The sequence below is a fragment of the Streptomyces sp. NPDC041784 genome, from assembly GCF_055591025.1.
In genome coordinates this window covers 1-13,825 of sequence record NZ_JBVJAB010000032.1, presented here as the reverse complement: position 1 = coordinate 13,825, position 13,825 = coordinate 1, and the positions used below count along the sequence as shown (strand labels likewise).

At 71.8% G+C, this 13,825-nt stretch carries 8 protein-coding genes and 1 pseudogene; 3 read left to right on the top strand and 6 right to left on the bottom strand.

Annotated features, from left to right (window positions below; genetic code table 11):
* Nucleotides 1-103 precede the first annotated feature (103 nt).
* Nucleotides 104-402, bottom strand: a pseudogene (locus ACZ6D7_RS39645) (hypothetical protein).
* Nucleotides 403-572: 170 nt separating this feature from the next.
* Between ACZ6D7_RS39645 and ACZ6D7_RS39640 the strand changes: the two are divergent.
* Nucleotides 573-938, top strand: coding sequence for a nuclear transport factor 2 family protein (locus ACZ6D7_RS39640; RefSeq protein WP_469501579.1), 366 nt, complete (start codon nucleotides 573-575; stop codon nucleotides 936-938).
* Between the two features lie 244 nt (nucleotides 939-1,182).
* On the opposite strand, the gene ACZ6D7_RS39635 is transcribed toward ACZ6D7_RS39640, so the two are convergent.
* The 3 genes from ACZ6D7_RS39635 to ACZ6D7_RS39625 all read right to left on the bottom strand — a co-directional run bounded on the left by ACZ6D7_RS39635 (nucleotide 1,183) and on the right by ACZ6D7_RS39625 (nucleotide 7,867).
* Nucleotides 1,183-1,956, bottom strand: a complete 774-nt coding sequence (locus ACZ6D7_RS39635) for a hypothetical protein (RefSeq protein WP_469501576.1) — start codon at nucleotides 1,954-1,956, stop codon at nucleotides 1,183-1,185.
* Between the two features lie 104 nt (nucleotides 1,957-2,060).
* A complete protein-coding gene (locus tag ACZ6D7_RS39630) occupies nucleotides 2,061-5,765 on the bottom strand; it encodes a choice-of-anchor D domain-containing protein (protein ID WP_469501573.1) in 3,705 nt (1,234 codons plus the stop codon).
* Between the two features lie 143 nt (nucleotides 5,766-5,908).
* Nucleotides 5,909-7,867, bottom strand: coding sequence for a ricin-type beta-trefoil lectin domain protein (locus tag ACZ6D7_RS39625; protein WP_469501571.1), 1,959 nt, complete (start codon nucleotides 7,865-7,867; stop codon nucleotides 5,909-5,911).
* A gap of 207 nt (nucleotides 7,868-8,074) precedes the next feature.
* Here ACZ6D7_RS39625 and ACZ6D7_RS39620 point away from each other — a divergent pair, with 207 nt between their 5' ends.
* Nucleotides 8,075-9,283: a glycosyltransferase gene (locus ACZ6D7_RS39620; protein ID WP_469501725.1), complete on the top strand. Its 1,209-nt coding sequence runs from the start codon at nucleotides 8,075-8,077 to the stop codon at nucleotides 9,281-9,283.
* A 108-nt stretch (nucleotides 9,284-9,391) separates the two neighbouring features.
* Here ACZ6D7_RS39620 and ACZ6D7_RS39615 read toward each other — a convergent pair whose 3' ends face one another.
* Nucleotides 9,392-10,057 (bottom strand): TetR/AcrR family transcriptional regulator, encoded by a 666-nt coding sequence (locus ACZ6D7_RS39615; RefSeq protein ID WP_469501567.1) that lies wholly within the window; start codon nucleotides 10,055-10,057, stop codon nucleotides 9,392-9,394.
* Between the two features lie 169 nt (nucleotides 10,058-10,226).
* On the opposite strand from ACZ6D7_RS39615, the gene ACZ6D7_RS39610 reads away from it, so the two are divergent.
* The gene (locus ACZ6D7_RS39610; RefSeq protein ID WP_469501564.1) at nucleotides 10,227-11,492 is read left to right on the top strand and encodes a YncE family protein; all 1,266 of its coding nucleotides are present in this window, start codon (nucleotides 10,227-10,229) and stop codon (nucleotides 11,490-11,492) included.
* Between the two features lie 60 nt (nucleotides 11,493-11,552).
* Here the strand turns inward: ACZ6D7_RS39610 and ACZ6D7_RS39605 are convergent, their stop codons facing one another.
* On the bottom strand, nucleotides 11,553-13,415 hold the full coding sequence (locus ACZ6D7_RS39605) for a cellulase family glycosylhydrolase (RefSeq protein ID WP_469501561.1): 1,863 nt from the start codon (nucleotides 13,413-13,415) through the stop codon (nucleotides 11,553-11,555).
* Nucleotides 13,416-13,825: the final 410 nt, after the last annotated feature.

Sequence of the window (13,825 nt, the reverse complement as noted above, 5' to 3'; positions counted from 1 at the left end):
GAAGAACCACCCCCCCCCCCTTCCCCCCCCCCCCCCCCCCCCCCCCCCCCCTCCCCCCCCCCCCCCCCTCCCCCCCCCCCCCCCCCCCCCGGGGCGGCGACGATCAGCTCTCGATGGCGGGCAGCAGCCCCGTGACGGGGGCGGCGAGGTCGGTGACCTGGTGCAGTTCGCTCAGCTTGTTCAGCTCGTGCACCTTGTTCATCTCGGCCAGCTGCTGGGAGACCTTCGGCAGCCGGCCCCGGCTCTCCGCCGGGAGCTGGCTCGCGGTGAGCGCGTCCAGGGTGGCGATCGGGTTCAGCTTGCCGGCGTCCGGGCTTCGGCCGCGTTCGCCAGGGGCGCTGCGAGGGCGGTGAACCCGGCGGCGAGCGCGGCGGCGGCGGCGATGCGTCGAGGGGAGATCATGACCTCAGCAACGGCGGCGGCGCCCCGCCGGACACGGGTGCGGTGCCCGGCTCACCCGTCAGGACGACGGTCCGGCTGCGCTTGCCGAGCCCGGTGCGGCGGAGGAGTCTCGGAGGTGAGAGCCGGGCGGACCGGCTTCCCTCGGTCCGCGGCCCTTCGAGGAGGTCACCATGGGCACTGCGGCACGCTCCGCCTTCGACACGGAGACCCTGCGCAGGGGGATAGAAGGACCGACCGCGACGACACTGCTGTCGCTCTACGCGGACGACGCGGAACTGCGCGTCATCGACCACAACGCCCAGCCCAGCCACCCCCGGGTGCTGCGCGGCCGGGGCGAGATCGCCGCCATGCTCGAGGACGTCTACAGCCGCGACATGTCGCACAAGCTGGAGGAGTGCATCGTCCAGGGCGACCGCGCCGCCTACAGCGAGTCGTGCCTCTACTCGGACGGGGTGCGGGTCCTCGCCGAGTCGATGATCACGCTGCGCGACGGCAAGATCGTCGAGCAGACGATGATCCAGGCATGGGACGAGTAGGGCGAAGGTTCGCCGGGGTCCGGTTCAGCTCTCGATTGACCTGGTCCTTCTCGGTCCGGGCGGGAGCGGGGCGGGAGCGTCCAGCCCGGTATCTGCTGCCGGTACGAGCCTCCGCGGCAGGTCGGCGAGCGTCCGTCGCTCTGTTGCGGACAGCGCTGAGAGCGGCGCGGTCTCGCCCGCTTCCTCCGCCGCCGCGTCCCGTGCGGGCGCGGCGGTTGCGGCGCCGCTGAGCCGTACCCGGCCGTCAGACCGGGGCAGGGGTGTCCTCGGCGCGTGCGCTCCTGCGCTTGCGCCGGACGACGACGGCCAGCCGGGCCAGCGCCGCCGCCGTTCCGGCGCCGATGGGGACGACCGGCCAGTACACGGGGCCGTTGCCGAGGGCCGCGCACACGAGCAGCGTGAAGATCGCCGCCGTCCCGACGAGGAACCCGAGCAGCCAGGGCCCGGTCCGGTCCTGCCACTCCAGCCGCGCCCGGCCACCGAGGCCCGCCAGGAACGCGACGGCGGCCACGGCGAAGCCGATCGCGTACCCCATGATCAGCGGGTACAGCACGTACAGCGTGATGTCCCACGGCGCGGGGTGCCAGCCGGGCCACACGTCACGGCCGTCGATCTCCACGACCCGCCCGTGCCACAGCCCCGCGACGACCCGTTGTCCCTCCTGGAGGTCGTACGCGGTGTCGTCCGGGACGTCCTGGGCGGTCTTCGTGTCGTCGCCGACGCGGAGTTCGATCGTGTACACGGTGGTGACGACGTAGTCGCCGCTGCTGCCGTCCTGGCCTCCGCCCGTTCTCCCGGACTCGGTGTGGGACGTCAGCTCGGTGATGGTGGCCTCGGCCCGGTGCAGCGTTCCGTTCGACCGGGCGTGCGCGACGGCCGTCTCCTCGTAGGTGCGGACGGCGAGCATGAGGATCAGGGCGGCCATGACGAGCCGGAACACCACGCGTACCGAGCGGGCTCCGGCGCTCCTCTTCCCGCGCGTGTCAGGTGTCGTCTCCGACGTCGTGTCCGGCGTCATCGTGTCCCCCTCGCCTTCCGTCCGGGAGCGGCGCGTTGCCGCCCCCGACGGTTCACACGTCGTACGCCCGGCCTTGGTTGCCGCCGGCCCGGTGCCGCGGTGCCTCAGTACCCGATCGTGACGCCCGTCACCGTGTGCCGGTCGGTGCGTCCGCCGGTGGCGGCGGCGAAGCCGACGAGGAGGTTCTTCGGCAGCCCGACCACCCGGTCGAGGACCTTCGTGCCGTCGACGCTCACCACCAGGTGGCTGGTGCTCGTCACGGTCACGTCGACGGTGTGCGAGCCGGTGCGCAGGGCGGGGACGGCGGTGGAGGTCGCGACGTAGTTCGGCCGGCCGGCGGTGGCGCCGCTCGCGAGGCCGACGAAGTTGTTCGACGGTTCGGTGCCGTTGCGGTAGGTGTCCAGGGCCACGGCGAACCCGGGCAGTCCGGCGTAGCCCAGCCCGGCGCCGCCCGTGCCGAGCGCCCTGGGGGTGGTCCGCGAGGCGTCCAGGAGCAGCAGGGCCGTCCCGTCGCCGCCGGTGCCGCCGCCGATGGTCGCGGTGAAGCGGACGCGCAGCCGGGCGGACGGGACGGGGGTGCCGTGGATGCCCGTCCCCCGGGCGTTCGTGGTGGCGGGGGTGAGCACCAGGCTCGTACCGGACAGCGCGGCGGCGCCGTTGTACGTCCAGCCGTTGGGGCCGGGTGGCGGCACGGCGTACGAGGCCGCGGTGACCGCGACGTCCCGCACGGTGTGGATGTCGGTGCGGGCGCCGGTGCCGCCGGTGAAGGCGACGAGGGCGGTCGGGGGCAGCGAGGGCACGGTGGTCCGCAGCAGCCGCACGCCGTCCATCGACACGGTGATCGTCCTGCCGGAGACGGACAGCGCGACCGCGTGCGGTCCCGATCTGAGGTCCGGTACGGCGGTCGTGGTGGAGGCGTACGTGAGGGAGGTGCCGGTGCCGGTGAGGGCGATGCCGGCGAAGTTGGCCGACGGGTCGCTGCCGTTGCGGTAGGTGTCGAGGGTGACGGCGATGCCCGGCAGGCCGCTCCAGCCGAGGCCGCCGCCCTTGCCGCCGAGGGCGCCCGGGGTGGTCCGGGCGGGGTCGAGGAGGGCGAAGGTGAGGCCGTCGGCGCCGGTGCCGCCGCCGATGACGGTGGTGAACGTGGTGTTCAGTCCGTCGGTGAGGACGGGCACCGGGAACACCGCCGAGCCCGCCTGGTTCGCGGTCGCCTGGGTGAGCTGGAGGTCGTCGCCGGAGAGCTGGGCGGAACCGTTGAGCTTCCAGCCGCCCGCGCCCGGGGAGGGCAGGGTGACGCCCGTGCCGGTGGTGCCGGTGCCGGTGAGGGCCTCGTTGTGGGGTCCGCTGCCGTCGTCGGCGGTGAGTTCGTAGATGCCGCTGACCGCGCCGACGGACGTCGGGGAGAAGGTGACGGCCTGGTGGACGACGTCCTCGGGGCCGATGACCTGGCCCTCGCTGAGCGGGTTGCTGACGTGGAAGGGGGCCGCGGGGGCCTTCGCCTTGGTGATGGTCAGCGCGATGTTGCCGGTGTTGCTGATGTCGAAGGTCTTCGTGACGGACCGGCCGACCCCGACCTGGCCGAAGTCGGTGGAGGTCGGGGTGATGGTGAGACGGGCCTCGCCGACGACCGAGTCCCCGGTCAGTTCGACGGTGACGGTGCCGTTCTGGCCGGTGACGGAGAGGCTCGAGGTGTCGTCGCCGGCCTCGGTCGGGGCGTACGTCACCTGGACGGTGACGGACTGCTGGGGCTGGACGACGGTGCCGGCGGCGGGCAGCCCCTCGGCGGTGAAGGGCGCTCGGGGCGCGGTGGCCGCGGAGATCGTCTCGGGTGCGGTGCCGGTGTTGGTGAAGGTGATGCCGAGGATCTTGTCGGTGGTCGTCGGGACGGTGCCGAAGGCCAGTGAGGACGGCGAGGCCAGCAGGCCGGGTCTCGTTCCGTAGCCGGTCAGGCCGAGTCCCGTCTCGCCGAGGTCGGTGGCGAAGTTCAGCACGGCGTTGTCGGGGCCGGGCGCGCCCGGGGTGAAGGTCACCGGCAGGGAATAGGTGTCGCCGGTGCGCAGGGTGCGGGGCAGTCCGGTGGGCGCGGCCGCGAAGGCGCTGCCCGACGGGGTGGTCACGGCGTTGACCGTGACGTCCCGGGTCGCGGTGACCCTGGCGGTGGCCCGGCCGGTGTCGCCGACGGGGACGGTGCCGAAGTCGACGGTGTCGCCGATGAGCGCCGCGTTGGAGGGCCGGCCGAAGGCCAGGACATGGCCGTCGCGGGTGCCGACGTAGACGCGGCCGCCGTCGGTGGCGGGCACCGAGAACTTGGCGGCGACGCCGATCGGGGCCGACCACAGCCGCTTCAGGGTGCCGCCCACGGGGGTGGCGTCGTAGGCGCGCAACTGTCCGTTCGCGCCGTTGGAGCCGTCGGAGTACACGGCCCAGACGACGGCGGAGCCCGGGGTGGTGCCCGTGGAGGTGATGACCGGGGAGCCGGAGGTGTAGCCGAAGGTCTCCGGGCTGCGCGCGGTGTTGGTGAGCGCGGGCAGCCCGGCGCCGGTGACGCCGTACTTGAAGGCGCGCAGCGGGCCGCGGCTGCCGATGGTGTAGACGTAGCCGCCCTGGCCGCCGTACACGCCGGGGTGTCCCCACACGCCTTCGTAGGGGCCGAAGGCGCCGAGGACCTTGTCGGTGCCGCCCGGTCCCTGGCTGCGGCCGCCGAGGTTGTCCCGGTCGAGGAGGAAGAGGCGGCCGTCCTTGCCGATCTGGACCAGCAGGTGGGGGTGCTGGGCGGTGCCGAACACGTCGTCGGGCAGGGCGACGGGGCCGCCGGAGCCGAGGTCGGTGTCGTTCTGGTCGAGGGTGGGGGCGTTGGTGGGGCTGAAGAAGTCCTGGGCGGACATGGTGCCGTCGCTGTTGACGCCGATCCGCACGACGGCCTCGGCCAGCTGGCCCGGCGGTCGCGACCCCGGACCGGGGGCCGGGGAGATGCCGTTGCCGGTGGAGAACAGGATGCGGCCGGGCCCGTCGGAGACCAGCCCGGCGCCGCTCATCCAGATGCCGGCCATGCCGTTGGCGGAGGAGTTCTCGGTGGCCCACAGGGACTGCTTGCGGGTGGTGGTGTTGACGCCCAGGACATAGCCGACGTACGGGTTGTGGTCGCAGTGGGAGGCGAAGCCGGCGTAGACCGAGCCGCCCATGAGGAGCAGGCCGGGGCGCTGCATGGCGGTGTAGGCGTTGAAGGCGCGGCCCGGGTCGTTCACCGGGAAGCCGGACACCCTCACCGGCCAGCCGCTGCGTTCGGCGCCGGTGGCGGGGTTCAGGGCGTGGACGTACCAGTTGGGGTGCTGGGCGTCCGGGCCGTCGTTCTTCTTCGAGGTGAGGTAGACGGTGGCGGTGGCCGGGTCGTACACGGGGGTGCCGGTGACGCCGATGTCGGGCACCAGGTCTCCGCAGCCGATGGCGGAGGCGGGCCAGGCGGGGCCCAGGTTCCTGGTCCAGGTGATGGCTCCGGTGGCCGAGTCCAGGCCGTAGACCTTGTTGTTCTCGGTGGCGACGACGACCGTCTTCCCGATGACCAGGGGCTGGGCGTAGACCTGTCCGTCGACGGTGGTGGAGAACTGCTGGCCGAAGTCGGAGCTGGCGACCTGGTCGGGAGCGAGGCCCGGTTCGCCCGGGTCCCAGCCGGTGCGTCGGGTGTCCTCGGAGATCGTGGTGACGTCGGCGGCGTGCTTCTCCTCGGCGGCCGGCACGGGCGGCGCGGTGAGGCCGCCGGTCAGCAGACAGGCCGTCACCAGCGAGGTCAGCAGTCCGAACCTGCTCCGCATGCGCCGCTCCGTCCGGGTCGTCCGGGTCGTCCGTGAGCGGGACCGTCCCGCCGATCGTCATGATCGGCGGGACGGTGCTATTTACTGATGATTCCTGGCGGGTGGGGGCGCGTGGTCCACCCGGTCGGAGGCAGGCCCTGCCGTCAGGTCAGGGTCCAGCTCTGGTTGTCGGCGCCGCTGCACGACCAGAGGACGATCGGGCTGCGGTTGGCGGTGCCCGCCCCGTTGACGTCGAGGCAGAGGCCCGCGTTGACGTTGGTGATCGTGCCGTCGCTGTTGACGTTCCACTTCTGGTTGGCACCGCCGTGGCAGTCCCAGATCACGACCTTGGTGCCGTTGGTGGTGCCGAGGTTGTAGGCGTCCAGGCACTTGTTGCCGTACACCACGAGTTCCTTGCGGGAGGTGTAGGTCCAGGCCTGGTTGGAGCCGCCGTTGCAGTCCCAGATCTCGGCCTGGGTGCCGTTGGTGACAGTGCTGTTGAAGAGGTCGAGGCAGCGGCCCGACTGCTTGCCGACCACCAGGGTGCCGTTCATGCCGGGCAGCGGCTTGACCGTGATGTCGGCGAGGGTCGGCGCGTTCGTGAAGGTCAGCGTGTTCGAGGAGCCCTTGGACAGGGCGACCTGGAGAGTGATGCTGCCCTGGCTGGAACCGGTCGGCGGGAAGGACACCGTGGTCGTGGTCTGGCCGTTGACCTTCAGGGTCGCCGTGCGGGCCGTGGCGGAGGTGTTGGTGTAGGCGACGTCGACGACCTTCAGTCCGGTGGCACCGGCCACCACGCCGGAGAAGCTCGACGTGCCGGTGTAGGTGCTGCCCGAGGCCTCGGTGCCGCCGGTGACGGTGAGCATCACCGAGCCGCCCGCCGGGACGTTCGCGGTGTAGCTCGTCGCGTACGAGCCCACGTCGGCGCGGGACCACAGGTCGCGGACGGTCGCGGCGGCGCCCGTCAGGCCCAGGTCGGACCAGCGGACGGTGATGTCCTTGGCGGAGGAGGTGCGGTTGAGCAGGACGACGGCGCGCTTGCCGGTGCCGGCCAGGACCTTGCCGTACACCTGCGCCCCGGTGGTGTCCTCGGCGACCTTGACGCCCTGGAGCCCGCGCGGGTCCTGGTCGACGGCGATGACCTCGGGGTTCTTGAGGATGTTCGCGGTCTCGGTGGTCATGGTGGCGAGGTTGTTCCCGGCCAGGAGCGGTGCCCCCGAGATCGCCCACAGGTTCATATGGGTGCGGTTCTGGGCGGCGGTGAAGCCGTCCATGCCGACCATCAGCATGTCGGGGTCGTTGTGGTAGCCGGTGTGCTGCGAGGTCGGGTGCAGGCCCTGGTCGAAGTTGGACAGCAGGTTCGACATCGAGGGGCTGTTGCCCCAGTAGATGATGTCGGTGCTGGTCCGGTACATCGGGGCGAGGCCCGGTGCCCAGTTCCAGGTGTTCTGGTAGCCCCAGTTGCAGATGGACAGCGTCAGCGGGCGGCCGGTGGTGGCCGTCGCCTCGGCGACCGCCTCGCTGATCGCGGTGTACGTCGTCGCCGCGTCGAGGCCCTCGGCGTCACCGCCGCACCAGTCGACCTTCACGAAGTCGAAGCCCCACTTGGAGAACTGGAGCATGTCCTGCTCGTAGTGGCCCTCGCTGCCGCTGCCCGGGGCGGCGGGGCGGCCGGTCGGGTAGTAGTAGCCGCAGCCGTCCTTGCCGGCGTCGGTGTAGATGCCGGCCTTGAGGCCCTTGCTGTGGATGTAGTCGGCGATGGCGCTCATGCCGCCCGGCCACTCGGACTCGTCGACGGTGATGTTGCCGTCGGCGTCCCGGGTGCCCTGCCACCAGCCCTCGTCGATGTTGATGTACTGGTACCCGGCCGCCGGCAGGCCCGCCGCGACGAACGCGTCGACCTGCTGCTTGATCACGGAATAGTCGATGACGGCGGCGAAGCTGTTCCAGGACGCCCAACCCATGGCAGCGGTGGGGACCGGTATCTGACGGCTCGTCGCGGCCTGGGCGGTGCCGGGCTGGGCGAAGAGCAGGGCGGCGGTCGCGGTCAGCATCAGGGCGAGGGCGCGCACGGCGGCGGCTCTGACGCGCCGGAGAAGGCTAGAGCGCGGTGGGGGCAGCATGCAGCGGCTCCGGTATTCGAAATATCGAACTAGGGTCGGCGAACCGAACGGTCGCGCGCCGAAAGTAGAACCGCCCGAGAACGAAGTCAACGGCTGTGACAGAAGTTGCGTGACGGCGCCCGACGAATGAAGTGGCCGTGTTCGCACGGTCGTTCACCCGGCAGGAGTCCCGGCACCGCCATACTGTCCGTCGTGCGAGTGGCGATCATGACGGCGGGCTCCCGGGGCGATGTCGCCCCCTTCACCGGGCTGGGGCACGCGCTCGTGCGCGCGGGTCACGAGGTCACCCTGGTCACGCACGAGCGGTTCGCGCCGCTGGTGGACGGTTCGGGGGTGGCCTTCCACGCCCTCCCGGTCGACCCGCGGGCCGAACTGGAGTCGGCGCGCGGCCGGGGACTGCACCGCAGCGCGACCGGCGCGGGCAAACTGCTGCGGGTGGTGCGGATGGCGCGGGCGCTGGTCGGCCGGATGACCGACGACGTCCTGGCGGCGGCCCGCGGGAGCGATGTCCTGCTGCTGTCCGCGTCCGTGGCGCCTCTCGGCCGCACGGTCGCCGAGGGGCTGGGGCTCCCGTCCCTCGGCCTCCCGCTCCAGCCGATCGCGCCCACCCGGGAGTTCGCGCCGCCGATGCTCGGAGGCGGGTCCTTCGGCGCGCTCGGCAACCGGCTCGCGGGCCACGGGGTGGAGTGGGCCGTCGAGCGCGTCTTCGCTCCCGCGCTGCCGGCGGTCCGCTCCCGGCTGGGCCTGCCGCCCGGCCGTACCCGGACGCCGGCCATCGGTCCGGTGCTGCACGGCTTCAGCCCGCTGGTCGTCCCCCGCCCCGGGGACTGGCCGTCGGGCCTGGACGTCACCGGTTACTGGTGGCCGTACGACCGCGAGACCCGGCTCCCGGCCCTCCTGCGGGACTTCCTGGACGCGGGGCCGCCGCCGGTCTTCGTGGGTCTGGGCAGCGCGACCGTGCCCGATCCGGCCCGGCTCAGCGCCGAGGTCGTGAGGGCGCTTCGGCTGGCCGGACTGCGCGGGGTGATCCAGCGCGGCTGGGGCGGGCTGGCGGCCGACGGCGACGACATGCTGACCGTGGACGAGGTCCCGCACTCCCTGCTGTTCCCCGAGACGGCCGCGGTCGTCCACCACTGCGGGGCGGGGACGACGGCCGCCGGGGTGCGGGCGGGGGTGCCCGCCGTACCCGTGCCGATCCAGTTCGACGAGGGCTTCTGGGCCGACCGGCTGGTGACGCTCGGGGTGGCACCGGCCGCGCTCCCGCTGCGCCGCCTGACCGCCGAGAGCCTCGCGGCGGCCCTCGTCCGGGCGACCCGGGAGCCGGAATTCGGCGAGCGGGCACGGGAGCTGGGCGTCCGGGTGCGCGGGGAGGACGGGACGGCGCGGGTGGTGGAGGCGGTGGGCCGGCTGCGGTGAACCGGCGCGGCCACGGGCGCTCCCGGCACCGGGCCCAGGGCCTGTCCGGCGGATCAGGCCGGACCCGGACGGCTCATCCCGGACCAGCGACCGAATCTCCGGCTCGGGTCACCGGGGTTCCCCGGGCTCCCACCCCGCCGGCCGCAGGATCCCCAGCAACTGCCGCACCAGTTCGTCGACCACCTCGTCCAGGGTCGCGTCGACCCGGCCCGCGCTCCAGTCGTGGAGCAGGCCGTTGACGCTGCCGATGAAGGCCGTCGCGGCGAGCCGGTAGTCGCGGGGGGCCGCCTCGCCCCGGACGGCGGCGGCCGTCGCCTCGGCGCAGATCAGTTCGACCCAGCGGGCGCGGCGGTCCAGGCGCTGCTCCTCCAGCCGGGGGCTGACACCGACGATCTCCACGAAGGTGATGCGGATCCGGCGCGGGTCGGCGGTGACGTTCGCGGCATAGGCGCGGAAGATCGCCGTGACCCGTTCGGCGAGCGTCAGGCCCTCCGCGGCGGCGAACGCGGCCAGCACCGCCTCCTCGGCCCAGTCGTTGACCTGGAGGTGCAGCGCCGCCAGGACGTCCTCCAGGGCGCGGAACTCCTCGTAGAACTGGCGGGTCGACAGGCCGGCCGCCTCGCTGAGCGCCGAGACCGTCGTGCCGCGGTATCCGGGTGTGTCGCCGAACAGCAGCAGCGCCGCGTCCAGGAATCGCGCGCGCCGCTCGGCCTGCCGCTCCTCGGCGGACCGCCCGCCGTAGCGGCCGGTCGGCGTCCTGAGCCTGCCCGCCACTGACCCTCCCTCGTCGCTCCGTGCTCCCCCGCCGTCAATTTTGTCGTGCACGCGGTCTTGTGGCGAAGCACCTCAGCTACTTACTTTCCAGTAAGTCCACTCTGAACGCACGGGTGTTCAGAGTCGGACCGCCCGCACTCCTTCCGCCACCCCCGAGGAGAGAGCAGTCATGGCTGCCTTCAGACCCTGGCACCTTTGCTCCGTAGCCGCCGCCCTCGTGCTGACCGTCACCGCTCCCGCGACCGCCGCGACCGCCGTGTCCGACGCCTCCGAAGCCTCCGAAGCCGCCGCGCTGCGCGAGGTGATGTTCGTGGGCAACAACTGGGACGGCACCGCGGACGTCATCAAGTCCACCGGCGACTTCGCGAAGATCGGCCGGATCAACGTGATCCCCGACAAGGACGCCCGGATGGCGGAGATCAACGCCAACCCGATCAAGTGGGTGTACTTCCTGGCCATCCGCAACGGCGTGGGCGAGGGGCACGACCAGTTCGTCGACGACATGTACTCCACCCCGGACGGCTCGTCGGTGGTCGTCTCCCGGCCCAGCTTCGCCGACGTGGTCTCGATCGACCTGTCGACCGGTGCCATCAACTGGCGCTTCCCCGTGTCGGGTTACCGCTCCGACCACATGGCGGTCTCCCCCGACGGCACCCGGGTCGCGGTCTCCGCGTCGACCTCGAACACCGTGCATGTCCTGGACATCGGCACCGGCCGGCAACTGGGGTCGTTCGCCACCGGCGACAAGCCGCACGAGAACATCTTCACCCGGGACGGCAAGTACATCTACACCATGTCGATCGGTGACGTGAACACCGCGCTGGACGCCCCGTGGCTGGACTGGACGAAGGGCGACCGGCGCATCACGGTCGTCGACGCGACCACGTACCAGCAGGTCAGGGTCATCGACATGCGGACGAGGCTGGACGCGATCGGCCTCACGGACTACTCGGACGCGGTCCGCCCGGCCGTGTTCTCGCCGGACGAGTCCAAGCTGTACTTCCAGGTGTCGTTCTTCAACGGCTTCTTCGAGTACGACCTGGCCACCGACCGCATCACCCGCACGAAGACCCTGCCGAAGAACCCGGCGACCAGCGACGACCGCACCACGTTCGTCAACGACTCGCGCCACCACGGCATCTCGATGAAGCCGGACGGCAGCAAGCTGTGCGTCGCGGGCACCATGGACGACTACGCGACGGTGGTCGACCGTGCCACGCTCCAGGAGGGACCGCTGGTCACCGCGTCCAAGCCCTACTGGGCGACGGTCAGCGGCGACGGGAAGAGCTGCGTGATCTCCGAGAGCGGTGCCGACCAGGTCACGGCGATCGACTTCGCCACCGGACAGAAGACCGTGTCGGTCCCGGTGGGCGACCACCCGCAGCGGGTACGCCTGGGCAACGTCGCCTCGGACTGGACCGGAACGGGCGGCTGACGGACAGGGGGTGGGTGGCGGCGCCGGGCGCAGCCACCCACCCCTTCGCCGTACGGCGTCCTAGCCGATCTTCTGGGCCACCCACGCCGCCAGCTCGCCGCGGGCGGCGGCCAGCAGGGTCGCGGAGGGCGCGGTCGTGCCGTTGGTGACCAGGGCGTAGTGCACGGTGTTCGCGTCGGCGGCGCTGAGCAGCAGGCGCCGACTGCCGGTGCCGCCGGGCTCCGCCGCCGCGGCGATCTTCGTGGTGGAGGTGTACGCCGGCGGGCCGTACACCGTGCCCAGGTCGGAGACGACCGTGGTGGACGCGGTCGGGAAGGACGCGGGCAGATGCAGTTCGGTGGGTGCCGTGCCGCCGTTGGAGCGCCACACCAGCACGCTGTACTGGCCGGAGCTGACCAGCGACGCCACGTTCGGCACGGAGCTGGGCACCGGATTCCAGGTGAGGGTGGTGGAGCCGTCGCGGGAGCGGTCCTCGTAGGTGAAGGCGAGGGTCGTGCCGGAGGTGGCGCTCGGGTAGACGCGGTCCAGGAGCCGGGCGTCCTGACGGAGTGTCGCCGTGCCGCTGTCGTCGAGGCGTACGGCGGACAGGTCCTCGTCGTTCCAGGCGTCCGCGGCCGTGAGGAGCTTGTCGGGGTTGCCGTTCATCAGCTCGTGGTGGCGGCCGTGGTAGATGTCCCACTGCCACTGCGAACCGGACAGCACCGGGCCGGAGGTGGCCGGGGTGGTCCACCAGTTGGCGCCCTTCACCCGGGAGTCGAGGGCCTGGTACATCGCCTTGAGGACGGTCGGCGCCTTGCCGGCGGTCGTGCCGTTCAGGGGGTGGCCGAACTCGCTGACGATCGCCGTCGTCCCGAGCGCCGAGGCGCGGTCGCGGACGGTGCCGAAGTCGGTCACGTACTGGCCGTCCGAGGCGTTGCCCCACATCAGGATGCCGGAGATGGCCTTCTGGTCGTAGAAGTGGGTGTTGAAGACGTAGCGGGAGCCGAGGGTGCCCGCGTCGAGGAGGCCGCCCTCCTCCTTGCTGACGTTGCCGTTCCAGAAGAGGTTCGGCTCGACGAAGGCCGGCTTGTCCTGCCAGCCGGCCGCGTCCATCCGGGCCCGGAACTTCACGTAGAACGGCCAGAGCAGGTCGCGTTCCCAGGTGCGGCTGGCCTGGCCGGAGTCGTAGGTGCCCGCGTACGGCTCGTTGTAGGGGTCGAAGCCGAGGACGCCCGCGAACTGCTCGGTGGTCAGGTTCCGCTTGACGTACGTCATGGTCTGCTGGGCCATGGCGAGGAAGGAGTCCTGGAGGCCGTAGGCGTTGTGCCAGAAGTCGTACTGGGCGGCCTTCACCGCGCCGTTCTGGGTGATGTTCTGACCCCAGAGGAAGCAGATGCCGCACGACTCCTGCGGGTAACCGCCCAGGTCCACGGCCCACTTGGGGGCGCCGTCGCCGCTGTACCAGCTGCCCGTGTTGAACAGGTAGCGGGAGTACAGGTCCTGGTGGAAGTCGGGGTAGACCCGGATCCCGGCGTCGAGGAAGGCGCGGATCTGGGCGGTGGCGGAGGCCAGATAGGTGGTGTCGACCTGGCCGCGCACCGGTTCGGCGTAGGCCCAGGAGAGCAGGAAGCGGACGGAGTTGCCGCCGCCCAGGGCGCGCAGGGCGGTCGCCGACTTCTTGGCGTCGGCCACCGAGGCGAAGGGCAGCCCCTTGTTCTCGTCCAGCTTGGTCTCGCCGGAGACGTTGTAGCCGCGCAACACGACCTCACGGCCGTTTCCGTCGACGAAGCGGCCGTTCGACACGGTGAGCGCCGTGCCGTCGAACGCGAGGGAGTCGGGAAGAGTGGCGGCGGTGGCGGCCGGGGTGCCCGCCACCGTCAGGAAGCCACAGAGTCCGCAGAGGACAACCAGAACAGCGAGCAGACGTGCCCGGATATTCGGCATGTCCACTACAGTCCGGCGCTTTCCGGACACCGTCAATACCATCTGACTCACGAGTAAGGTTGAACATAGTTCACCTTTCTCTTCCTCAGGCGCCCACCCTGCCCGTCACGTTCAGCAGGTACTCCTTCCGGTCGAGCGGGTTGTGGTCGGTGCGCGGCCGGTGATCAGAGCCTTCGACAGCACGGCAGCATTCGGATTTCCCGGCTCCGCCGGGCAACCCCGCGGCGCTCCGCGCCCGCCCCACCCGCTGCCGCGACGCTCCGCCTCGCAGCCACAGGATGCGCTTCACCCCCAGGGTCAACGACCCGGGACTAAAGTCCCGGGCTTGCACAGCGGGCGCCACTGGCTGTGGTGCTGCGCTTGCGTCCGGTCCCACCCTCGGGTTCGGGGGGTGGGTCTGGGGCGGTTGA